This is a genomic window from Pseudomonas sp. Z18(2022), from assembly GCF_036346535.1.
In the GTDB taxonomy this organism is placed as follows: Bacteria; Pseudomonadota; Gammaproteobacteria; order Pseudomonadales; family Pseudomonadaceae; genus Aquipseudomonas; species Aquipseudomonas yamanorum_A.
In genome coordinates this window covers 77,989-101,613 of sequence record NZ_JAOTOA010000007.1, presented here as the reverse complement: position 1 = coordinate 101,613, position 23,625 = coordinate 77,989, and the positions used below count along the sequence as shown (strand labels likewise).

General features: G+C 62.4%; 17 protein-coding genes. 9 read left to right on the top strand and 8 right to left on the bottom strand.

The window, feature by feature from the left end; genetic code table 11:
* The first annotated feature begins 1 nt into the window (after position 1).
* Positions 2 to 970: an ABC transporter ATP-binding protein gene (locus V3W39_RS16755; RefSeq protein ID WP_017138287.1), complete on the top strand. Its 969-nt coding sequence runs from the start codon at positions 2 to 4 to the stop codon at positions 968 to 970.
* Positions 970 to 1,941, top strand: a complete 972-nt coding sequence (locus V3W39_RS16750; protein WP_177043412.1) for a peptide ABC transporter ATP-binding protein — start codon at positions 970 to 972, stop codon at positions 1,939 to 1,941. Before V3W39_RS16755 ends, V3W39_RS16750 begins: the two co-directional genes overlap by 1 nt.
* A 113-nt stretch (positions 1,942 to 2,054) precedes the next feature.
* Here V3W39_RS16750 and V3W39_RS16745 read toward each other — a convergent pair whose 3' ends face one another.
* Positions 2,055 to 2,330 (bottom strand): hypothetical protein, encoded by a 276-nt coding sequence (locus V3W39_RS16745; RefSeq protein ID WP_003215984.1) that lies wholly within the window; start codon positions 2,328 to 2,330, stop codon positions 2,055 to 2,057.
* Between the two features lie 168 nt (positions 2,331 to 2,498).
* The gene (locus V3W39_RS16740) at positions 2,499 to 4,082 is read right to left on the bottom strand and encodes a peptide chain release factor 3 (RefSeq protein WP_010175060.1); all 1,584 of its coding nucleotides are present in this window, start codon (positions 4,080 to 4,082) and stop codon (positions 2,499 to 2,501) included.
* Between the two features lie 331 nt (positions 4,083 to 4,413).
* Here V3W39_RS16740 and V3W39_RS16735 point away from each other — a divergent pair, with 331 nt between their 5' ends.
* The 5 genes from V3W39_RS16735 (at position 4,414) to V3W39_RS16715 (ending at position 9,421) form a co-directional block, all read left to right on the top strand.
* Positions 4,414 to 5,130 (top strand): ABC transporter permease, encoded by a 717-nt coding sequence (locus tag V3W39_RS16735; RefSeq protein WP_177043411.1) that lies wholly within the window; start codon positions 4,414 to 4,416, stop codon positions 5,128 to 5,130.
* Positions 5,131 to 5,151: 21 nt separating this feature from the next.
* Positions 5,152 to 6,045, top strand: a complete 894-nt coding sequence (locus tag V3W39_RS16730) for a glycine betaine ABC transporter substrate-binding protein (protein WP_177043410.1) — start codon at positions 5,152 to 5,154, stop codon at positions 6,043 to 6,045.
* Positions 6,046 to 6,056: 11 nt separating this feature from the next.
* Positions 6,057 to 6,710: an ABC transporter permease gene (locus tag V3W39_RS16725; protein ID WP_003215973.1), complete on the top strand. Its 654-nt coding sequence runs from the start codon at positions 6,057 to 6,059 to the stop codon at positions 6,708 to 6,710.
* Positions 6,707 to 7,864: an osmoprotectant ABC transporter ATP-binding protein OsmV gene (locus tag V3W39_RS16720; RefSeq protein ID WP_008437274.1), complete on the top strand. Its 1,158-nt coding sequence runs from the start codon at positions 6,707 to 6,709 to the stop codon at positions 7,862 to 7,864. The genes V3W39_RS16725 and V3W39_RS16720 overlap by 4 nt, the downstream gene beginning before the upstream one ends.
* A 393-nt stretch (positions 7,865 to 8,257) precedes the next feature.
* The gene (locus V3W39_RS16715) at positions 8,258 to 9,421 is read left to right on the top strand and encodes a type III PLP-dependent enzyme (protein WP_003215969.1); all 1,164 of its coding nucleotides are present in this window, start codon (positions 8,258 to 8,260) and stop codon (positions 9,419 to 9,421) included.
* Positions 9,422 to 9,507: 86 nt separating this feature from the next.
* Here the strand turns inward: V3W39_RS16715 and V3W39_RS16710 are convergent, their stop codons facing one another.
* Positions 9,508 to 10,260: a tetratricopeptide repeat protein gene (locus V3W39_RS16710; protein WP_330212988.1), complete on the bottom strand. Its 753-nt coding sequence runs from the start codon at positions 10,258 to 10,260 to the stop codon at positions 9,508 to 9,510.
* Between the two features lie 2 nt (positions 10,261 to 10,262).
* Positions 10,263 to 10,943, bottom strand: a complete 681-nt coding sequence (locus tag V3W39_RS16705) for a Fe2+-dependent dioxygenase (protein ID WP_177043408.1) — start codon at positions 10,941 to 10,943, stop codon at positions 10,263 to 10,265.
* Positions 10,944 to 11,161: 218 nt separating this feature from the next.
* On the opposite strand from V3W39_RS16705, the gene V3W39_RS16700 reads away from it, so the two are divergent.
* Entirely contained in the window at positions 11,162 to 13,453 is a 2,292-nt protein-coding gene (locus tag V3W39_RS16700) for a TonB-dependent receptor (protein ID WP_330212987.1), read from the top strand.
* 135 nt (positions 13,454 to 13,588) lie between these two features.
* On the top strand, positions 13,589 to 16,114 hold the full coding sequence (locus V3W39_RS16695; RefSeq protein ID WP_330213009.1) for a sulfite reductase flavoprotein subunit alpha: 2,526 nt from the start codon (positions 13,589 to 13,591) through the stop codon (positions 16,112 to 16,114).
* A 132-nt stretch (positions 16,115 to 16,246) separates the two neighbouring features.
* Here the strand turns inward: V3W39_RS16695 and V3W39_RS16690 are convergent, their stop codons facing one another.
* The 4 genes from V3W39_RS16690 to ptsP form a co-directional block, all read right to left on the bottom strand.
* Positions 16,247 to 17,788 (bottom strand): alkaline phosphatase D family protein, encoded by a 1,542-nt coding sequence (locus V3W39_RS16690; RefSeq protein ID WP_330212986.1) that lies wholly within the window; start codon positions 17,786 to 17,788, stop codon positions 16,247 to 16,249.
* Positions 17,789 to 17,973: 185 nt separating this feature from the next.
* On the bottom strand, positions 17,974 to 19,686 hold the full coding sequence (locus V3W39_RS16685) for a PTS fructose-like transporter subunit IIB (protein ID WP_330212985.1): 1,713 nt from the start codon (positions 19,684 to 19,686) through the stop codon (positions 17,974 to 17,976).
* 11 nt (positions 19,687 to 19,697) lie between these two features.
* On the bottom strand, positions 19,698 to 20,618 hold the full coding sequence (pfkB, locus tag V3W39_RS16680) for a 1-phosphofructokinase (RefSeq protein ID WP_177113458.1): 921 nt from the start codon (positions 20,616 to 20,618) through the stop codon (positions 19,698 to 19,700).
* A complete protein-coding gene (gene ptsP, locus V3W39_RS16675) occupies positions 20,619 to 23,477 on the bottom strand; it encodes a phosphoenolpyruvate--protein phosphotransferase (protein ID WP_330212984.1) in 2,859 nt (952 codons plus the stop codon). It abuts the gene before it with no gap.
* Positions 23,478 to 23,625: the final 148 nt, after the last annotated feature.

The following is a 23,625-nucleotide window of genomic DNA, read 5'->3' as shown; positions in this document are numbered from 1 at the left end:
CATGTCACTGCTAGAAATCAAGAATCTCAATGTCCGCTTCGGCGACAAGACCGCCGTACCGGTGGTCGATGGCCTCGACATCTCCGTCGACAAAGGCGAAGTATTGGCGATCGTGGGCGAGTCGGGTTCGGGTAAATCCGTGACCATGATGGCGCTGATGGGCCTGATCGAGCACCCCGGCATCGTCACCGCCGACGCCCTGAACTTCGACGGCAAGGACATGCTCAAGCTGAGCAACCGTCAGCGTCGGCAGATCGTCGGCAAAGACCTGGCGATGGTGTTCCAGGACCCGATGACTGCGCTGAACCCCAGCTACACCGTGGGCTTCCAGATCGAAGAAGTGCTGCGCCTGCATCTGAAAATGTCCGGCAAGCAAGCGCGCAAGCGTGCTATCGAACTGCTCGAAAAGGTGGAAATCCCGGGCGCAGCCAGCCGAATGGATGCCTACCCGCACCAGCTGTCCGGTGGTATGAGCCAGCGTGTGGCTATCGCCATGGCAATCGCCGGCGAGCCAAAACTGCTGATCGCCGATGAACCGACCACAGCCCTCGACGTGACCATCCAGGCCCAGATCATGGAACTGCTGCTGGCCTTGCAGAAAGAGCAGAACATGGGCCTGGTGCTGATCACCCACGACCTCGCGGTGGTGGCCGAAACCGCCCAGCGCGTGTGCGTGATGTACGCCGGCCAGGCCGTGGAAGTCGGCCAGGTGCCACAGTTGTTCGACATCCCGGCGCACCCGTACAGCGAAGCGCTGCTCAAGGCGATTCCCGAGCACAGCCTGGGTGCCACGCGCCTGGCCACGCTGCCGGGCATCGTGCCTGGCCGTTATGACCGCCCGCAGGGTTGCCTGCTGTCGCCGCGCTGCCCGTATGTGCAGGAGTCCTGCCGCGCCCAACGCCCGGGCCTTGACCCGAAAAGCAACAGCCTCGCCCGCTGCTTCTACCCGCTGAATCAGGAGGTGGCGTAATGGCCGTCGTACTTACCGCCCGCGACCTGACCCGTCACTACGAAGTGTCCCGTGGCCTGTTCAAGGGCCACGCCCTGGTGCGTGCCCTCAACGGCGTGTCGTTCGAACTGGAAGCCGGCAAGACCCTCGCGGTCGTGGGCGAATCCGGTTGCGGAAAATCCACCCTGGCCCGCGCCCTGACGCTGATTGAAGAACCGTCTTCAGGCTCGCTGAAAATCGCCGGGCAAGAAGTCACCGGTGCCGACAAGGCCCAGCGCAAGCAATTGCGCAAAGACGTGCAGATGGTGTTCCAGAGCCCGTACGCCTCGTTGAACCCGCGCCAGAAGGTCGGTGACCAACTGGGCGAACCGCTGCTGATCAACACCAACCTGTCCGCCGCCGAGCGTCGGGAAAAGGTCCAGGCGATGATGAAGCAGGTGGGCCTGCGCCCCGAGCATTATCAGCGCTACCCGCACATGTTCTCCGGTGGCCAGCGCCAGCGGATCGCACTGGCACGGGCGATGATGCTGCAACCCAAGGTGCTGGTGGCGGATGAACCGACCTCGGCGCTGGACGTGTCGATCCAGGCCCAGGTGCTGAACCTGTTCATGGATCTGCAGCAGGAATTCAACACCGCCTACGTGTTCATCTCCCACAACCTCGCGGTGGTGCAACACGTTGCCGATGACGTGATGGTGATGTACCTCGGCCGCCCGGTTGAAGTGGGCCCGAAGGAAGACATCTACGCGCGCCCGCTGCATCCCTACACCCAGGCGCTGCTGTCGGCGACCCCGACCATTCATCCGGACCCGAACAAACCGAAGATCAAAATCGTCGGCGAGTTGCCCAACCCGTTGAACCCGCCGTCCGGCTGCGCATTCCACAAGCGCTGCCCGTACGCGACCCAGCTGTGCAGCACCGATGAACCGGTGCTGCGACCACTCGACAACCGCCAGGTGGCTTGCCACTACGCGGAGCAATTTGTGGTCTGACCTGCAAAAAAAATGCTCTGGAGGGTGAGTCCAGAGCATTCCAGTGTTCTACAGCCCTGCTTGTCGGATAGCGCATCTGTCCGGTAAGCGGGGCTTTCTTTTGCCTGCGTTACTTACGTATCGCTGTCGCCATCGTTGTAGGTGTCGCTGTCTTCGCCGTCATTGTCCGGGTTTTCGGCGTCGTCATCGTCCTTGGAACCGCCCTGGTTCTCGTCACCGGGCTCGGATTCACTCTTGGCCAGCTGCAAGCCACCCGCCTGCACCGTCTTCGCCGCCACAAACCCTGTGCCGTGGCTTTGCACGGCCGTATTGGCCCACGCGGCAGACATGCCCAGTGACATCATCACCAGCACTTTGAGCAACAGCACCACACGTTGAAAGATACTCATGGTCGAATTCCGCCCAGTCAGGAGTTGAATTGCGTACGACGGCTGTGCGCCGTCGCCTTGCTTCAAGCTAGTCCCGAACTGAAGTTTTCGCCAATGAAACAACCCGGATAGCAGCCAAAGAAAAAGGCGAAGCCATCACAGCTTCGCCCTCTCTTATATCGCCAACCCTTAGTGATGCTCGCGGGTCGCGCGGAATTTCACATCCGGCCAGCGCTCTTCCATCAGCGCCAGGTTGACCCGGGTCGGGGCCAGGTAGGTCAGGTGACCACCGCCGTCGATCGCGAGGTTTTCCACCGCCTTGATCTTGAACTCTTCCAGCTTCTTCTTATCGCTGCAGTCGATCCAGCGCGCGGAGTACACGGTGATCGGCTCGTAGGAGCATTCGACCTTGTATTCCTCTTTCAGGCGACTGGCCACCACATCGAACTGCAGCACACCCACGGCGCCAAGGATGATGTCGTTGCTGCGTTCCGGGAAGAACACCTGGGTGGCGCCCTCTTCCGCCAGCTGCTGCAAACCCTGGCGCAGTTGCTTGGATTTCAGCGGGTCACGCAGGCGTACGCGGCGGAACAGTTCCGGGGCGAAGTGCGGGATACCGGTGAAGCCCAGCACTTCGCCTTCGGTGAAAGTGTCACCGATCTGGATGGTGCCGTGGTTGTGCAAGCCGATGATGTCGCCGGCAAACGCCTCTTCCAGTTGCTCACGCTCGGAGGAGAAGAAGGTCAGGGCGTCGCCGATGCGCACGTCCTTGCCGGTGCGCACGTGGCGCATCTTCATGCCTTTTTCGTATTTGCCGGAGCAGATGCGCATGAAGGCGATGCGGTCGCGGTGCTTGGGGTCCATGTTCGCCTGGATCTTGAACACGAAGCCGGCGAACTTCTCTTCCACAGGCTCCACGGTACGCTCGTTGGCAACCCGGGCCAGCGGCTTGGGTGCCCAATTGACCACGGCGTCCAGCACGTGGTCGACACCGAAGTTGCCCAGGGCGGTACCGAAGAACACCGGCGTCAACTGGCCGTCGAGGAATTCCTGCTGGTTGAACTCGTGGCAGGCGCCCTGCACCAGTTCCAACTGGTCGACAAACCGGTCGTACTCGTCACCCAGGTGGGCGCGGGCTTCGTCGGAGTCGAGCTTCTCGATGATTTTCACATCGGTACGTTCGTGGCCGTGGCCGGCGGTGTACACGATGATGTAGTCGTCGGCCAGGTGGTACACGCCCTTGAAGTCGCGGTAGCAGCCAATCGGCCAGGTGATCGGCGCGGCCTTGATCTTCAGGACGGCTTCGATTTCGTCCAGCAGTTCGATCGGATCGCGGATGTCACGGTCGAGTTTGTTGATAAAGCTGACAATCGGCGTGTCCCGCAGACGGCAGACGTCCATCAGCGCGATGGTGCGGGGCTCAACGCCTTTACCGCCGTCGAGGACCATCAGGGCCGAGTCCACCGCGGTCAGGGTGCGGTAGGTGTCTTCGGAGAAGTCTTCGTGGCCCGGGGTGTCGAGCAGGTTGATCATGTGATCGCGATACGGGAACTGCATGACCGACGTGGTGATGGAGATACCACGCTGCTTTTCCATTTCCATCCAGTCAGAGGTGGCATGGCGGTCGGATTTACGGGATTTCACCGTGCCGGCCACCGCGATCGCCTTGCCCATCAGCAACAGCTTCTCGGTGATGGTGGTTTTACCGGCATCGGGGTGGGAAATAATGGCGAAAGTGCGGCGTTTCGCGACTTCGGCGGCCTGGTGGGTCATGGGAAATCGCCTGGCAGGTGAGTCAAAAAAGGGCGGCGAGTATAGCGCAAACCCGAGGTGACGGACCACCGTTCACCCCATTGGGGGTGGCTAATTGCTGCCAAGTATGGAACCTTTTAAAAGGTAGAGACGTCCACTCCCCTGCTACCGCACTCGTAACAGGGGCTGAAAAATCAGCAAGTTAGCCTGACGAGGCTGCGCTCATGGCTCGACCGCATACCGCGTTGCCGGTAATGGCGAGCTGCTATTCGCGACCACATTCAGAGGCAGCCAGGAATGGCATTGCCGCTCGGAAATGTGTTCGCCGACAAAAGAAAAAAGGAGTCCGCCTGTGGCTATTCGCTATGGCAAAGGGCTGATAGGAGGAGTGGTTGTCGTCGCTCTCCTGGCCCTGCTGGTCCACTGGATCGGCATCAACACGATCGAACTGTACCGCGACGATTTGTTGTTTTACCTGCAAGCTCATTTGATCCTTGTTCTAGTCTCCATGCTGGCGGCCCTGATTGTGGGCATCCCCGCCGGTATCCTGCTCAGCCGACCGAACATGGTCGGGCGCGCAGAACGCTTCATGCAGATCTTCAACATCGGCAATACCGTCCCTCCCCTGGCCGTACTGGCCATCGCCCTCGGTGTCCTCGGCATCGGCAGCGGCCCTGCGATCTTCGCGCTGTTCCTCGCCTCGTTGCTGCCGATTGTGCGCAACACCTATGAAGGCCTGAAAAACGTACAAGGCTCCCTGAAAGAAGCCGCCGTGGGTATCGGCATGACGCCGCGCCAGGTGCTGTTTCGGGTGGAGCTGCCCAACGCCGTGCCGATCATCATCGGTGGCGTGCGTGTGGCCCTGGCGATCAACGTCGGTACCGCGCCCCTGGCCTTCCTGATTGGCGCCAACAGCCTGGGCAGCCTGATCTTCCCCGGCATCGCCCTGAACAATCAGCCGCAACTGTTGCTCGGCGCCGCGTGCACCGCGCTGCTGGCCTTGCTGCTCGACGGCCTGGTGACCATGGCCAGCCGTCTCTGGCTGGAACGCGGGTTGCGTCCGTCTTAAGGCTTTGGCAAAGGAATTCACATGAAAAAACTGACATTGATATTGAGCTGCGTCCTGCTGTTCGCAGGATTTGCACAAGCCGCTGAAAAACCGGTCATCCGCATCGGCGCCCGGGTGTTCACCGAACAGACCCTGCTCGCCGAAATCACTTCCCAGTACCTGCGCACCAAGGGTTACGACACCCGTGTGACCGGCGGCCTGGGCAGCAACCTGGCGCGCAGTGCCCAGGAAAGCGGGCAACTGGACCTGATCTGGGAATACACCGGCGTGTCGCTGGTGGCCTATAACCACGTCGACGAGAAACTCGACAGCGAACAGTCCTACGCCCGGGTGAAAGAACTCGACGCTAAAAAAGGCCTGGTCTGGCTCTCCCCGTCGAAATTCAGCAACACCTACGCCCTGGCGCTGCCAGAGAACGTGGCCAAGGAATTCCCGCAGATCAACAGCATCAGCGACCTGACCACGGCCCTCGCCGAGAAAACCAAGGGCACGCGCCTGGTGGCCCTCGACACCGAGTTCGCCAACCGTTCCGACGGCATGGCCGGCATGGTCAAGCTCTACGAAATGAACCTGACCCGCAAGAACACCCGGCAGATGGACGCCGGCCTGGTGTACACCGCGCTGCGTAATGGCCAGGTGTTTGCCGGTTTGGTCTACACCACCGACGGTCGCCTGAACGCCTTCAAATTGAAGCTGCTGGAGGACGACAAGCATTACTTCCCGGACTACACCGCAGCGCCTGTGGTGCGTCAGGTTTATCTCGACGCCCACCCTGAATTGGCCGCCGACCTGAAACCGCTGGCCGCGCTGTTCGACAACGAAACCATGCGCCAGCTGAACGCGCGGGTCGACGTCGACCATGAAAGCCCGTCCGCCGTGGCCGCAGATTTCCTGCGCCAGCATCCGATCAACTAAGAGGAGAAGACATGGAATTCCTGAACGCCTTTTCCCATCTTGATTGGGCCCAAGTCCTGCACCTGACCTGGCAGCACATCACCCTGGTCGGTATTGCCGTGATCCTGGCAATCGTCGTGGGCGTGCCCCTGGGCGTGCTGATGACCCGCTTCCCGACACTCGCCGGCCCGTTGCAAGCCAGCGCCACGGTGCTGCTCACCGTGCCGTCGATTGCCTTGTTCGGCCTGCTGCTGCCGTTCTACTCCAAGTTTGGCCAGGGCCTGGGGCCGATGCCGGCGATCACCGCCGTGTTCCTCTACTCCCTGCTGCCCATCATGCGTAACACCTACCTCGCCCTCACCGGCGTTGAGCCGGGCATCCGCGAAGCCGCCAAAGGCATCGGCATGACCTTCGGCCAGCGCCTGCGCATGGTCGAGCTGCCGATTGCCGTACCGGTGATCCTCGCCGGTGTGCGCACAGCCGTCGTCATGAACATTGGTGTGATGACCATCGCCGCCACCATCGGCGCCGGTGGCCTGGGTGTACTTATTCTGGCTTCCATCAGCCGCAGCGACATGTCGATGCTGATCGTTGGCGCCGTGCTGGTCAGTCTCCTGGCCATCTTCGCCGACCTGCTTCTGCAATGGCTGCAACGCACGCTGACTCCAAAAGGACTGCTCAAATGATCGAACTTCAAAACCTGACCAAGACCTTCCAAAGCAACGGCAAGACCATTACCGCCGTTGATTCCGTAAGCCTGACCGTCAACGAAGGCGAAATTTGCGTATTCCTCGGCCCGTCGGGCTGCGGCAAGAGCACCACGCTGAAGATGATCAACCGCCTGATCAAGCCGACCTCGGGCAAGATCCTGATCAACGGCGAAGACACCACCGACCTCGACGAAGTGACCCTGCGTCGCAACATCGGCTACGTGATCCAGCAGATCGGCCTGTTCCCGAACATGACCATCGAAGAGAACATCGTTGTCGTGCCCAAGCTGCTGGGCTGGGACAAGCAGAAATGCCACGACCGCGCCCGCGAGTTGATGAGCATGATCAAGCTGGAGCCCAAGCAGTACCTGCACCGCTACCCGCGTGAACTGTCCGGTGGCCAGCAACAGCGGATCGGCGTAATCCGGGCCCTGGCGGCGGATGCCCCGCTGCTGCTGATGGATGAGCCGTTCGGTGCGGTCGACCCGATCAACCGCGAGATGATCCAGAACGAGTTCTTCGAGATGCAGCGCGCGCTGAACAAGACCGTGATCATGGTCAGCCACGACATCGACGAAGCCATCAAGCTGGGTGACAAGATCGCGATCTTCCGCGCCGGCAAGCTGCTGCAGATCGATCACCCGGACACCCTGCTGGCCCACCCTGCCGACGAGTTCGTCAGCAACTTCGTGGGCCAGGACAGCACCCTCAAGCGCCTGTTGCTGGTGAAGGCCGAGGATGCGGCGGACAACGCACCGTCCGTCAGCCCGGAAACGCCGGTGGCAGATGCCCTGGAGCAGATGGACGAACTCGACCGTCGCTACGTGGTGGTCACCGATGCCGAGAACAAGGCACTGGGTTATGTGCGACGTCGCGACCTGCACCGTCAGACCGGCACCTGCGGCCAGTACCTGCGCGAGTTCAACGCCACGGCGGCGTACGACGAGCATTTGCGCATCCTGTTGTCGCGCATGTACGAGTTCAACCGCTCATGGTTGCCGGTGATGGATGCGGAGCGGGTGTTCCTCGGGGAAGTGACCCAGGAGTCGATTGCCGAGTACCTGAGTTCCGGTAAGTCCCGTGGGGGCAAGACCAGTATCGTGTCGCCTGCCGAGACAGCACTGGCCTGATATCCCCTTGTGGCGAGGGAGCTTGCTCCCTCGCCACAAAAGCGCTCCAAATTCCCCTCGAATAACACTCCTGGGGGAACATCAATCCGTCACACCGGTCGGTTACATAAGTAGCTGCACGCGGCCTCACGACGAACGCGTGCAAAAACGCGACATTTTTAGTTGATCTATAGCCCCTCACGTCCTAAAGTTCGCGCCGAACGTCCATGCTGGAAACGATCCATCCGGCTCAAGTACTGACGACGAGACAGCAAGGCCAAGGGAAGCAGTTGATCCCATGGCCTTTTTGCTTTCGGCGACATGCCTTGGGAAGTAGGCGAACCAAAGTGGGGATACGGAGGACGTTCATTTGCACCCATTGATCAATCTAGTTTGCCAGTAGGAGTTCCCAGCATGTCGATCCAGGTCGAAGACTATTTCGCGCGCGCCACTTTTGACAAAATGAAGGCGTTCGCCGATACCCAGGAAACCCCGTTCGTGGTGATCGACACCGCGATGATCAGCCAGGCCTACGATGACCTGCGCGCCGGTTTCGAATTCGCCAAGGTGTACTACGCCGTCAAGGCCAACCCGGCCGTCGAGATCATCGACCTGCTCAAGGATAAAGGCTCGAGCTTCGACATCGCGTCGATCTACGAGCTGGACAAGGTCATGGACCGCGGCGTCAGCCCCGACCGTATCAGCTACGGCAACACCATCAAGAAATCCAAGGACATCCGCTACTTCTACGAGAAGGGCGTGCGCCTGTTCTCCACCGACTCCGAAGCCGACCTGCGCAACATCGCCAAGGCCGCGCCGGGTTCGAAAGTGTACGTGCGTATCCTCACCGAAGGCTCGACCACGGCCGACTGGCCGCTGTCGCGCAAATTCGGCTGCCAGACCGACATGGCCATGGACCTGCTGATCCTGGCCCGCGACCTGGGCCTGGTGCCTTACGGCATCTCCTTCCACGTCGGCTCGCAACAGCGTGACATCAGCGTGTGGGACGCGGCGATCGCCAAGGTCAAAGTGATCTTCGAGCGCCTGAAGGAAGAAGACGGTATCCACCTGAAGCTGATCAACATGGGCGGTGGCTTCCCGGCCAACTACATCACCCGCACCAACAGCCTGGAAACCTACGCCGAGGAAATCATCCGCTTCCTCAAGGAAGATTTCGGTGACGACCTGCCGGAAATCATCCTGGAACCGGGCCGTTCGTTGATCGCCAACGCCGGCATTCTGGTGAGTGAAGTGGTATTGGTTGCGCGCAAATCCCGTACCGCCGTCGAGCGTTGGGTATACACCGACGTGGGCAAATTCTCCGGCCTGATCGAAACCATGGACGAAGCCATCAAGTTCCCGATCTGGACCGAGAAGAAAGGCGAGATGGAAGAAGTGGTCATCGCCGGCCCCACCTGCGACAGCGCCGACATCATGTACGAGAACTACAAGTACGGCCTGCCGCTGAACCTGGCGATTGGTGACCGGATGTACTGGTTGTCTACCGGTGCGTACACCACCAGCTACAGCGCGGTTGAATTCAATGGCTTCCCGCCGCTGAAATCGTTCTACCTGTAAGCCCCCCTTGTAGGAGCCGGCTTGCCGGCGATAGGGCCCTTGAGATCACATTGATCGTTCGGGCCTCATCGCCGGCAAGCCGGCTCCTACAGGTTTAATTGCGTAGCACGATCTTGATAGGCCTCGGCCATCGCCCGTATCTGCGGGTCGTTGGCGGCACACAACGCCTTGTGCGCCACACGCAAAAACTTCAAATTCCCGCCCGCCAGCGCCTTGCGCAGCCATTCCAGCGCCGCGTCGACCTGACCGCGATCCGCCAACACCGCCGCATAACTGAACTGCCCGCGAAAATCCCCGCCTTCTGCTGACCGGCGATACCACCCCACCGCCGCCTCCAGATCCCTTGGGCAGAACTGCCCTTCTTCCAGGTAACGCCCCAACAGGTTCATCGACTTGGCATGGCCCAGTTCCGCTGCCTGTCGATAACACGCCAGCGCCTGGGCTTGATCCTCGGCAACCCCGCGCCCGGTCGCCAGCAGGTTGGCGTAGTTGTACAAGCCCCAACCCAGCCCGGCCTCCGCCGCCAGCCGATATTCCCGGGCCGCCGCCACGGCATCCGCCTCGCAACCCCAGCCATGCTCCAGGCAGCGCCCGAGCATGTTGCGCGCCATCAAGTGCCCGCCTTGGGCCGCGATGCGGAACCAGCGCACCGCCAGCGCTTCATCGCGCTCGATGCCGCGCCCTTCCAGCAGGATTTGCCCAAGCAGCGCCTGGGCATCCACCACGCCCTCCTTCGCCGCGATCAGAATCGCCTGGGCGGCGCGCACCGGGGAATCGTCGAGCATGCTCTGCAATTGCTCGACGTTGAGCACTTCTTCTCGACGCAATAAAAAGCCCATGGTCAGACCTCAACCCAGCGGCGCAGCAGGTTGTGATAAGTGCCGGTGAGCTGGATCAGCGCCGGGTGGTCGGGCACGTCCCGGCTCAACTGCTGGATCGCACCGTCCATCTCGAACAGCAAGGTGCGCTGGCTGTCTTCGCGCACCAGGCTCTGGGTCCAGAAAAACGAGGCGTAGCGCGCGCCACGGGTCACGGCGTTGACCTTGTGCAGGCTGGAGCCGGGGTACAGCACCATGTCACCCGCCGGCAACTTGACCCGTTGCAAGCCGAAGGTGTCCTGGATTTCCAGCTCGCCGCCGTCGTAGTCGTCGGGGTCGCTGAAAAACACGGTGGAGGACAGGTCGGTGCGCACTCGCTCGTGGCTGCCCTTGGACTGGCGCACGGCGTTGTCGATATGGAAGTCGAAACTGCCGCCAGCGGTGTAACAGTTCACCAACGGCGGGATGACCTTGTGCGGCAACGCCGCTGACATAAAGAGCGGGCTTTTCCACAGGCGCTCAAGGATCGCCGCGCCGATTTCCTTCGCAAGCGGGTGGCCTTCCGGCAGTTGCAGGTTGTGTTTGGCCTTGGCCGACTGATGCCCGGCAGTGATTTTGCCGTCGGCCCATTCGGTGTGCGCCAGGGCTTCGCGGATGCGCAGCACTTCCTCGCGAGAGAACAGGCCGGGAATGTGCAGCAACATGAGGGCGTTACCTGAAAACAGTGAGGCGCCAATGGTAGTGATTCTTATTGACTGTGTACAACCCTACTCCGCCCAAAGGACGAACGAGAGAGTAAAAACCGTAAGCAAAAAGTGTAAAGAACGTAAATTCAGTGCGAATAGTAATGTATCGCAATTGATATAAAGTCTTGTTCTCCCTATATTCCGCGGCCTCACCTCCTTGGGGAAAGGACACTGTCATGCCGCGCACTTCTATAAAAACACCTGCCAGTTCACCGCGTTTGCTGGCCTCGGCCATCGGCGTTGCCATCAGTGCCAGTGCTGCCGCCCAAATGGCGCAAGCAGCTGAAGACACCGAGCAGAAAGGCGAGCGCAACAGCATTTCCCTGGGAGCCACCAGCATCACCGGCCAGGAACAGGACAGCACGTCCTACCAGGTCGAAAAAGCCTCCTCGCAGAAGTACACCGCACCGCTGGTAGATACCCCGCGCTCGGTCACAGTCGTGCCGCAACAAGTACTCAAGGACACCGCCGCCACCTCGTTGCAGGATGCCTTGCGCACCGTGCCGGGGATTACCTTCGGCGCCGGTGAAGGCGGCAACCCTCAGGGCGACCGTCCGTTCATTCGCGGTTTCGACGCCCAGGGCGACACCTACCTCGACGGCGTGCGCGACACCGGCGGCCAGAGCCGTGAGATCTTCGACATCGAATCCATCGAAGTCAGCAAAGGCCCCAACTCATCCTTCGGCGGTCGCGGTTCGGCCGGCGGCAGCCTCAACCTGGTGAGCAAGACGCCACAGGCGCGGGACTTCACCAACGGTGGTTTCACCTACGGCTCCGACCAGACCCGCCGCTACGTGCTCGACGTCAACCGCCAGTTCCTCGACAGCGCGGCATTCCGCCTGAACCTGATGAGCCACGAACAGAACGTCGCCGGGCGTGACGCCGTCAACTACGACCGTTGGGGCGTGGCGCCGTCGCTGACCTTCGGCCTGGGCACACCGACCCGCGTCAACGTCAGCTACTACCACATGGAAAGCAACGACCTGCCGGATTCGGGGATTCCGTATGGCTACAGCTCGCCGACCGCCGCTACCCACGGCCATGACAAACCCACCGATGGCGGCGACAGCAATAACTTCTACGGCCTGAAAGATCGCGACTTCCGCAAGACCCGCGCCGACATCAGTACGTTCTCCATCGAGCACGACCTGAACGAGAACATGACGCTGAAAAACACCCTGCGCCATGGCAACACCGGGCAGGATTACATCCTCACACAACCGGACGACAGCAAGCGCAACGTCAGCCAATTCGGCACCGTATGGCGCCGCGCCAACGCCCGCGTGTCCACCACCGAAACCACCACCAACCAGACCGACCTGTTTGGCAGCTTCCAGGCCCTGGGCTTCAAGCACTCTTACTCCACCGGCCTGGAATTCACCGGTGAAGAAACCCGTGTCAGCGGCTACAACTTCGGCACCTCCAACAACGCGCAAGTGTGCAACCCCGGCACCGCGCCCAGCTGTACTTCGTTGAGCAACCCAAACCCGAACGACCCGTGGAACAGCAGCATCACGCGTAACTACAACGGCACCAACACCAAGGCCACCAGCCGCGCGGCCTACGTGTTCGACACCATCGAACTTGACCCGCAATGGCTGCTGAACGTCGGCCTGCGCTACGACACCTTCGACACCGTGGCCAACACCAACGCGGTGCCGAGCGCTACCGTCAAGGCCCGCAGCAAGATCAAGAATGACAGCCAGTTCTTCAACTGGCAGGCCGGCCTCGTCTGGAAGCCAGCGGAAAACGGCAGCATCTACGCCTCCTACGCCACCTCGGCATCGCCTGCCGGCGGTCTGGTGGGTGAAGGCGCCGACGGCAACCCGCTGTCTGCCGGGGCCGCCACCAGCGACCTGCAACCGGAAGAAACCGTCAACTATGAGCTGGGCACCAAGTGGGACCTGTTCCATGATCGCCTGTCTCTGACCGCGGCGGTGTTCCGCACCGAGAAGAAAAACACGCGGATCCTGGTGGACGCGCTGACCTATGAAAACGGCGGCGAATCCCGCGTCGACGGCCTGGAGCTGTCCGCCAGCGGCAAGCTCACCGATCACTGGCAAGTGTTCGCCGGCTACAGCTACCTGAAAAGCGAACTGGTAGACCCGGGGTTGAACGGTCGTAACGGCGTCATCGGCAGCGGCTCCAGCAAGGGCAACCAAATGCCCAACACGCCGAAAAACAGCTTCAGCCTCTGGACCACTTATGACGTGACACCCAAGCTGACCATCGGCGGCGGCGCGTTCTATGTCGACGAAGTCTACGGCGATGCTGGCAACACCGTGTACGTGCCGTCCTACACCCGCTACGACGCCATGGCCAGCTACAAGCTGACCAAGAATGTCGACCTGCAACTGAACGTGCAGAACCTGACCGACAAGACCTATTACGACAAGGCGTTCGCAGCACACTTCGCCAACCAGGCGGCAGGCCGCACAGCCATGTTGACCACCAGTTTCCATTTCTAAACCGATACAAATCACCGCACAAAACCCCACGCATCGGATGCGTGGGGTTTTTGCGTGTAAAAAAGAATCTTTCTCGACAACTCGCGGCATAATGCGCGCCGTGAGACACCTAACCTGATGACGAGGCCGTACGACGTGTTGAAGAAAACCCTGTTCCAGTTGCATTGGTTCTTCGGCATTACCGCCGGGCTGGTGTTGGCCTTGATGGGGATCACCGGCGCGACGGTGTCGTTCCAGGACGAAATCATCGAGGCGCTGAACCCGACCATATTGACGGTTCAACAGCGCCCGGCCGGTGTACTGCCGCCCGCTGAACTGGTGCGCCTGTTGGAAGCCCGGGAAGGCAAAGTCGTGTCGATGCTCACGGTGCAACCCGACAGCACCAATGCCGCCAAGGCCTGGTTCACTCCACCGCCCGGTGAACGTCGCGGCCAGATGCGCTACTTCGACCCGTACACCGGCGACTACCTGGGCGACCCGGTCGGCCAGGACTTCTTCGGCTTCGTGCTGCAACTGCACCGCTTCCTCGCCATCGGCGACACTGGCCGGCAAATCACCGGCGCCTGCACTTTGATCCTGGTGTTCTTCTGCCTCTCGGGCCTGTACCTGCGCTGGCCGCGCCAGGTGGCAAGCTGGCGTGCGTGGTTGACCCTGGACTGGCGCAAAAAGGGCCGCAGCTTCAACTGGGACCTGCACTCGGTGTTCGGCACCTGGTGCCTGCTGTTCTATCTATTGGCGGCACTGACCGGGCTGTTCTGGTCCTACGAATGGTACAGCGACGGCATGACCAAGCTGCTGTCCGACGCTCCGCAAAACGAACGGGTACGCAAGCGCGGCCCGGCGCCGGAAGGCCCGACGCCCGTGGCCAATTACGACGCGATCTGGAGCAGCATCTACAGCAACGCCGGCCCCGGCTTGAGCGGCTACAACATCCGTATGCCAGCAGTGGCTGGCCAGCCCGCCACGGTCTACTACCTGCTGAAGACCTCGCCCCACGACCGCGCCCTGAACCAGATCAACCTCGACCCGGCCACCGGCGAGGTCAAGTCCCACGCCACCTACGCCGGCAAAAGCTTCAAGGCGCAGATTCTGACCAGCATCTATGCACTGCACACCGGCAGCTATTTCGGCCTGCCAGGGCGCATCATCCTGACCTTCACCGCGCTGCTCATGCCGCTGTTCTTTATCACCGGCTGGCTGCTGTACCTGGACCGTCGCCGCAAAAAACGCCAGGTGCGCGATGCACGCAAAGGCCTGGCCGATAACCACAGCGACGCACCAGCCTGGCTGATCGGTTTTGCCAGCCAGAGCGGCTTTGCCGAGCAACTGGCCTGGCAGACCGCCGGGCAATTGCAGGCCGCCGGCTTGCCGGTGAAGGTGCAATCGCTGGGCAGCGTCAGCGAAGAGGATTTGCGCCAATCGAGCAATGCATTGTTCGTGGTCAGCACCTTCGGCGACGGCGAAGCGCCGGACAGCGCCCGGGGTTTCGAGCGCAGCGTGCTCGGCCGGGACGTGTCCCTCAAGGGCTTGAACTACTCCGTACTGGCCTTGGGTGACCGCCAGTATCAACACTTCTGCGGCTTCGCCCGGCGCCTGCATTTCTGGCTGACCAACCAGGGCGGCAACCCACTGTTCGCCCCGGTGGAAGTCGACAGCGGCGACACCGATGCCCTGCTGCACTGGCAGCAACAACTGGGTCAACTGACTGGCCATGTACCGGCGACGGCATGGGCCACCGCGACTTATGAAAACTGGACGCTGAGCCAGCGCACGCTGCTCAATCCGGACAGCAGTGGCTCCGGCGTCTATCTGCTCGGCCTCACCCCACCCGCGCCCCGGGATTGGCTGGCGGGTGACCTGGTGGAAGTGCTGCCGCGCAATTGCCCGTGGGCCATCGAACACTTCCTGGAGGGTCTGGGCTTGGCCGGCAGTGAAGGCGTCGTGATCGACGGCCTGACCCACACCCTGGACCAGGCGCTGGCCAGCCGCCAACTGCCGGACAATCGCGCGCACCTGGTGGGCCTGCATGCCCAGGCGCTGGTCAATGCACTGGTGCCGTTGAGCATGCGCGAATACTCCATCGCCTCGATTGCCAGCGATGGCGTGCTGGAACTGATCGTGCGCCAGGAACGCCACCCCGACGGCAGCCTGGGCGTGGCTTCCGGCTGGCTGACCGAGCATACGCCGCAGGGTTCGAGCATCAGCCTGCGGCTGCGGCGCAACAGTGGGTTCCATTTGCCAACCGAACCGGTGCCGATGATTCTATTGGGCAACGGCACTGGCCTGGCCGGGTTGCGCAGCCTGCTCAAAGCTCGGATCGCCGACGGCCAGCAGCGCAACTGGTTGCTGTTTGGCGAACGCAATATCGCCCACGACTACCACTGCCAGGACGAGTTGCAAGGCTGGCTGGCCAGCGGTGACCTGGCGTTGCTGGACCTGGCGTTTTCCCGGGACCAGGCAGAGAAAATCTACGTTCAGGATCGCCTGCGAGAGTCGGCTGATGTGCTGCGTAAATGGGTGGCGGAAGGCGCCGCGATTTATGTCTGCGGCAGTTTGCAGGGGATGGCGGCGGGTGTGGAGCAGGTGCTGCACGATGTGCTGGGCAGTGAAGCCGTCGAGCGGTTGATCGAGCAGGGGCGCTATCGCCGGGATGTCTACTGATTTCCTCCAGACAATGAAGGTCAACTGTGGGAGCTGGCTTGCCTGCGATGGCGGTGTATCAGTTAAAAATTATTGACTGACACTCCGCCATCGCAGGCAAGCCAGCTCCTACATTTTTAACGGCATTCCAAATCAGGCGGGCTGCAGCTTCTGCTCGAACACCGACACGCCATCCAGGTCCCGCAAAATCACGGTCAACTCCGCCGTCTGCCCATCAATCTGCACCTCGCCAAAAAACTGGAAGCCGGCAAACGGCGAGCTGTTCTGCACCGTCGGTGCCTTCTCGAACACCACTTGCGGGCCAAACGTCTTATCCAGCGGATTAGGCCCGAAACTCCCGGCATTCAGCGGCCCGGCGACAAACTCCCAGAACGGCTCAAAGTCCTGGAACGCCGCCCGGTCCGGGTGGTAATGATGGGCCGCGCAGTAATGCACATCCGCCGTCAGCCACACGTGATTGCGCACCTGCTGCGCCCGCAAAAACCCGAGCAATTCGGCGATCTCCAATTCCCGTCCCTGGGCCGGGCCCGGGTCGCCGTTGGCGATGGCCTCCCAGCGCGGCACACCGGGGCTGACTTCACCGTCGGGCACACCGAGACCGATGGGCATGTCGGCGGCAATGACTTTCCACTGGGCCTGGGAGGCCTTCAATTCGCGCTTGAGCCAGTCCAGTTGCTCACGCCCAAGGAACGGTTTTTCACCGCCAAGATTGTCATCGTTGGGCCCGCGATAGCTGCGCATGTCCAGCACAAACACATCCAGCAACGGGCCATAGCTGAGCTTGCGATAGATGCGCCCGCCCTGGTCAGCGCTCTGCCGGCGCATCGGTGAATATTCCAGCCAGGCCTGGCGTGCGCGGCCCACCAGGGTGTTGATATCGCGAGTCTTGTAGCGCTCATCCAACTGCTTGCTCGGCGACCAGTTGTTGATCACTTCGTGGTCGTCCCACTGCCAGATCTGCGGCACTTCGGCGTTGAAGCGGCGCACGTTGTCGTCCATCAGGTTGTAGCGGTAGTTGCCACGGTATTCATTCAGGGTTTCGGCGACTTTGCTCTTGGCTTCGGTGGTGATGTTGCGCCAGAGGCGTCCGTCTTCGGTGGTCAGTTGCGCGGGCACCGGGCCGTCGGCGTAGATGGTGTCGCCGCTGTGGATAAAGAAGTCCGGCAGGCGCAGGCGCATGGCTTCGTAGATGCGCATGCCGCCGATGTCCGGGTTGATGCCGAAGCCTTGGCCAACGGTGTCGCCGCTCCATACGAAGCGGATGTCCCGGCGCTGTTGCGGCACGCTGCGCAGGTGGCCGAACCAGGGCTCGCTGGCCACGCCGGTCTGGGCGTCTTCGAAGTGCACACGGTAGAAAATCGCCTGGTCGACGGGCAGGCCGGTGAGTTCGACACGGGCGGTGAAGTCGGTGCGGCTGTCGGCCAGGGGCGAGACGAATTTGCGCGGGTTGCTGAACACGCTGCGGGTGTCCCACTCCACCACCATCCGTGCCGGGCGGTCGCTGCGGCTCCAGATCATCGCGCGGTCGCCCAGCAGGTCGCCGGACTGCACGCCGTCGGTGAGCTGCGGGCGGTCCTTGACCGAGGCGATCACCGCTGGCGCGAGGCCCGGCAGCAACAGGCCGGCGCCGACGGCTTGCATCACGCGGCGGCGGCCGAGATTGAAGTGGCTCATGCAGGTTCCCTCTCGAGCAGCAAAAGGGAAACTTAAGCATGGGGGCGTGAAGGGCGTGTGACACCCTCTCAGACACTGGAGATCAAATGTGGGAGCTGGCTTGCCTGCGATGGCGGACTGCCAGTTGACATCCCTGTTGCTGATGCACCGCTATCGCAGGCAAGCCAGCTCCCACATTGACCGAGTCAGACCTTGACGGGCGCGACCGTCAACTCGACCGCTTCGGGCCGCTTGATCAAGGCATACACCACCGCCGTCAACAAACTCCCCGCCACAATCGCAAACAGATACAGCAGCGCATGGTTGATTGCATTCGGGATCAGCATCACGAACAACCCGCCATGGGGCGCCATCAGCTTGCAGCCGAAATACATCGACAGCGCACCGGTCAATGCGCCGCCGGCGATGCTGGCCGGGATCACCCGCAGCGGGTCCTTGGCGGCAAACGGAATCGCGCCTTCGGAGATAAAGCACATGCCGAGGATCAGCGCCGCCTTGCCGGCCTCGCGTTCGGTCTGGGCGAACTTGCGTCGTGCCAGCAAGGTGGCGATGCCCATGCCAATCGGCGGCACCATGCCGGCGGCCATGGTCGCGGCCATCGGCGCGCCGCTCTGGGCCGCCAGCAGGCCGACGGAAAACGCATAGGCCGCCTTGTTGATCGGCCCACCCAGGTCGACGCACATCATGCCGCCCAGCAAGATGCCCAGCAGCACGGCGTTGGTGGTGCCCATGGTGCTGAGGAAATCCGTGAGGCCGGTGAGCATCTGCGCCACCGGCGGCCCCACCAGGTAAATCATCGCCAGGCCCGTGAACAGGCTCGCCAGCAACGGGATGATCAGGATCGGTTTGAGGGCTTCCAGGCTCTGTGGCAAGCGGATCGCGCGGCTGATGAATTTGACGCAGTAGCCAGCCAGGAAACCGGCGAAGATCCCGCCGATAAACCCCGCCCCCAAGGTGCTGGCCAGCAGGCCGCCGATCATCCCGGGCGCCAGGCCCGGACGGTCGGCAATCGAGTAGGCGATGTAGCCTGCCAACAGCGGCACCATCAGCATGAAGGCCTGGTCACCGACAGTTTTCAGCGCGGCGGCCAGGGTGCCTTTTTCTTCAAAGGCATGAATGCCGAACACGAACGACAGGGCGATCAGCAGACCGCCCGCCACTACCATCGGCAGCATGAACGACACGCCGGTAAGCAGGTGTTTGTAGACACCAGTCTTTTCCGGCTTGGCAGCGCCACCGCTGGCGGCGGACTCCTGCTTGGCTTCGGCCAGCGCCTTGTTGAGAGTCACCTCCGATTGCTTGAGCGCAATCCCGGTGCCACAGCGATAGATTTTCTTGCCGGCAAATCGCTCGGTGGCGACTTCGATATCCGCCGCCAGCAGCACCACGTCGGCGTCACGAATCGCCTCCGGGCTCAACGGCGTGCGGGCGCCCACCGAACCCTGGGTTTCCACCTGCAGGTCATACCCCAGGCGCTTGGCTGTTTGCTGCAACGCTTCGGCAGCCATGAAGGTGTGGGCGACGCCGGTCGGGCACGCGGTGATCGCAACGATACGCGGCGTGCTTTTAGCCGGAGCCGCTTCAGCCACCTGCACCTGGGCCTCTTCGGCCCCGCGACGCAACACCGCTTCCACATCCTGCAACGCCTGGGCCGGCGTGCTGCGGAATACGCGCTTGCCGACAAAACGCTGCATGTCCACCGGGGTGCTGGTGACCAGCAATACCCACTCAGCGGCCTCAAGGGTGGCCGCCGACAACTGGCGTTCCGGGTGTTGCACATCGACCACTTCGACGCTGGTGCTCCAGCCCTGGCGTTGCGCGGCGGCGTCCAGCAAGCGGGCGCACAGCACGCTGGTGACCATGCCATTCGGGCAGGCAGTAACAATGGCTAACTTCATGACCAACCCTCTTATTGTTCTGTCAGCGGGCGCACGTGGACGCCGCTCTGCAAAGACTCAAGCTGTGCGTCGTCGGTGATGCCGAAGCCGATCTGCGTGACCGCCATCGCGGCGATTGCGGTGGCGCGGCGCAAGGTGGTTTCGGGCACGTCGAAGGTCAGCAAACCGTGGAGCATCCCGGCCAGCAGCGAATCCCCGGCACCCACGGTGCTGGCGACGCGGACCTTGGGCGGCGTGGCGTGCAATGCCGTGCCGGGGCTATACCAGCTCACACCCGCAGCACCGTCGGAGACCACCACATGTTCCACACCCAGCTGGTGCAGCTCGCGGATTGCATCCGTGGAATGACCCAGGGCATCGGCCAGTTCTTCAGTGTTGGGTTTGATCAACCAGGGGCCGGCATTCAGCCCGGCGCGCAACGCTTCACCGCTGGTGTCCAGGGCGACTTTCAAACCAAGGTTTTTCAGTTGCTGCAGCAAGCCCTGGAACCACTGTGGGGTGATGCCACGAGGCAGGCTGCCGGCCACGACGACCGCATCGTATCCGGGTGCAATCCGCGCCAGTTGTTCAAGCAGCGCCTGTTGCGCCTGCTCACTGACTATCGGCCCGGGTGCGTTGACGTCCGTTACCCGCCCATCCTGCTCGGCGATCTTGATATTGCTGCGGGTTTCGCCCGGCACGCGAATAAACGCATCGGTAAAACCACGCCGCGCAATCAGCATCTCAAACGCTTGAGGATTGTCCTCCCCAAGAAAGCCGCCCACGGTCACCTGATGGCCAAGGTCCGCCAGCACCTGGGCCACGTTCACGCCCTTGCCGGCGGCGTGGGTGATCATCGCTTCGCTGCGGTTGACCTCACCCGGTTCCAGGCGGGCCAGGCGTACCGTGAGGTCCAACGCCGGGTTCAGCGTCAGGCTTAAAATCCTTGCCATTTACACGGCCTCCACAAGTGCACGCACTTCGGCGGGAGAACCCACCGCCAGGGCTTTTTGGGCCAGGCCTTGAGCCTCGACCAGACTGAATTCACGTACCCGCGCCTTGACCTCGGGGATGCTGCGCGCCGAGACGCTCAGCTCATCCACACCCAGGCCGATCAGCACCGGAACCGCCAGCGGGTCGGCCGCCAACTCGCCGCACACGCCCACCCATTTGCCATGGGCATGGGCGGCGCGCACGGTGATGTCGATCAATTGCAGCACCGCCGGGTGCAGGCCATCCGCCTGGGCCGACAGCGTCGGGTGGCCACGGTCGATGGCCAGGGTGTACTGGGTCAGGTCGTTGGTGCCGACGCTGAAAAAGTCCACTTCCTTGGCCAGCACCGGCGCCAGCAGCGCGGCCGACGGCACTTCGATCATGATCCCCAGTTGCAGGTCGGCCACCGGGATTTCCAGGCGCAGGCGCTCGGTCATCTCACGGGCCTGGCGCCACTCGTCAACGCTGCCGACCATGGGGAACATGATGCGCAGCGGACGGTTATCCGCCGAGCGCAGCAACGCGCGCAATTGCGCTTCCATGATCTGCGGGCGTTGCAGGGTCAGGCGAATGCCGCGCACGCCGAGGAAGGGGTTTTCTTCCTTGGCGATCGGCCAGTACGGCAGCGGTTTGTCGCCGCCCACATCGAGGGTGCGCACCACCAGCGGCCGACCGCCGAGGCCGTCGAGCACGCGGCGGTATTCGGCTTCCTGAGTGGCTTCGTCGGGCGCCTGTTTGTGGGCCATGAAAATCAGTTCGGTGCGCAGCAGGCCAATGCCTTCGGCGCCCTGCTCCACCGCGCTGGCAACCCCGGCGCTTTCGCCGATATTGGCGAATACTTCAACGGCGTGGCCGTCGCGGGTCAGGGCCGGCTCATGGCGTTGCGCGGCAGCGGCTTGCAGGCGTTGTTCGCGGGTGTCGCGCTCGACGGTGGCACGCTGCAAGGTGGCGGCGTCGGCGTCGACATGCAGGCGACCGCGCTGGCCATCAAGCAACAACGGCGTGCCGGACGCCAGCAGCAACACGGCAGCGCCTGCGCCCACCAGCGCCGGAATGCCCAGGGCACGGGCGACGATGGCGCTGTGGGCGGTGGCGCCGCCACGGGCAGTGAGGATGCCGGCGACACGCACCGGATCCAGGCGTGCCACGTCCGAGGGGCCGACTTCGTCCATCACCAGGATGTAGGGTTCGTCGGGCTCCTGAGCAGTTTCGACGCCACACAGTTGCGCCAGCACGCGGCGGCCAATGTCACGCAGATCGGCGGCGCGCTCAGCGAGCAAGGCGTCCTGCAGCGATTCCTGCTGTTTGGCGGCGGCTTCGATCACGCTCATCCAGGCCGCTTCGGCGCTTTCGCCCTGCTTGAGGCGCGTCTCGACTTCGTCGGTCAGTTCCGGGTCGTCGAGCATCTCTTGATGGGTGATGAAGATCTCGCGAATGGCCTTGGACTTACTGCGTTCGATCAGGCCCTGGATATCCTGGCGCACATCGGTCAACGCGGCGTGCAGGCGTTGGCGCTCGATCACCGGCGACTCGCCGCGCAGCTTGTACTCGAAGGGTTGCAGCACCTGGATATGTGCCGGGCCAATCGCGATGCCGGGAGCGGCGGCGATGGCCTGGATCAGGCTGCCGGATGCTGGCGCGCTGAGCACCGGTTCGATGTCGACCACAGCCTGTTGAACGCTGACCGCCGGCAGCGGCTCGACTTCTTCGCCAAGGCCTTCTTCCACCGCCGCCAACAAGGCCGGCAAGGCGTCACCGGCAATGCCCGGTTCAGCGACAAACTCCAGCACCTGACCACGACGCGCGCCGAGGCTCAGCAACTTGCTCAGGCTTTTTACCGACACGGCGCTGACGTCGCCATCCACGATGCGCACACGGATTTCACCGTCAAAACTTTTTGCCAACTGCGCGAGGATCTTCGCCGGGCGCGCATGCAAGCCGTGGGCGTTGGCCAGGGCGATGCGCACGCTTGGCCAGTCGGCAGGCAACTCACCGCCGAGCACTTCCAGCACGGCGCGGCTGCTGGTGGCGCGGCCGAGTTCCTGGCCGCGACCTTCGATCAGCAAGGCACACAGGCGTTCGAGCAGGGTTTGGTGGGCCTCGCCCAGGCTGGCCAGGCAGAACAGGCCACTCAAGGGCTGGCCCAGGTAGCGCATGGGTTTGTCCGGAGTGACAAAGGCCAGGCCCGGACGTTTGACCGTCTGCTCGCTGTGCAGCCACCACAGGCCATCGCCCAGGGGCAGCGCGTCGACTTGCTGCAGCACGGCGGCAAAACCATTGCTCACGCAATCGGCCTGGCGCAACAGGCGCGCGCCTCTCCAGACAAGCTCTTCGAAATCGTCAGCCGACACGCCCAGGCCGATCATCTGTGCATCCAGCGCCAACTCCTGCGGCGCACCTTGCAGCAGCTTCAGCAAGGCTTCGGCGGAGCCGGCGCGACGCAGGGCCTGGCCCAGGTCGGTCTCGCCGAGGGCGCGGGTCAGCAGTTGCAGCAGGCGCAGGTGTTCGTCGGATTTGGCGGCAATGCCGATCGCCAGGTAGACGATCTGGCCATCGCCCCAATCCACACCGTCGGGAAACTGCAGCAGGCGCACGCCGGTGGCGAACACTTGGTCGCGGGTCTCCGGGGTGCCGTGGGGGATGGCGATGCCTTGGCCGAGAAAGGTCGAGCCCTGGGCTTCACGCGCTTGCAAGCCACTGAGGTATCCCTCGGCGACCAGGCCATCGGCCACCAGTTTTTCAGCGAGCAGTTGCAAGGCAGCAGACTTATCCACAGCCGTCTGGCCCATGGAAATCTGCTCGTGGGTGAGCTCAAGCATGCCGTTCTCCTAGTTAGTGCGGCGGGCGCACTAGGTATTATTTTGAATAAATCAGTGCAAAAGCGTTCGAATAAAATTGACTGAGTGGTCAGTTGGCAGGACCACGTTCGTCGCGATAATCGTAAAAATACGCTTGCTGAAACGTTTA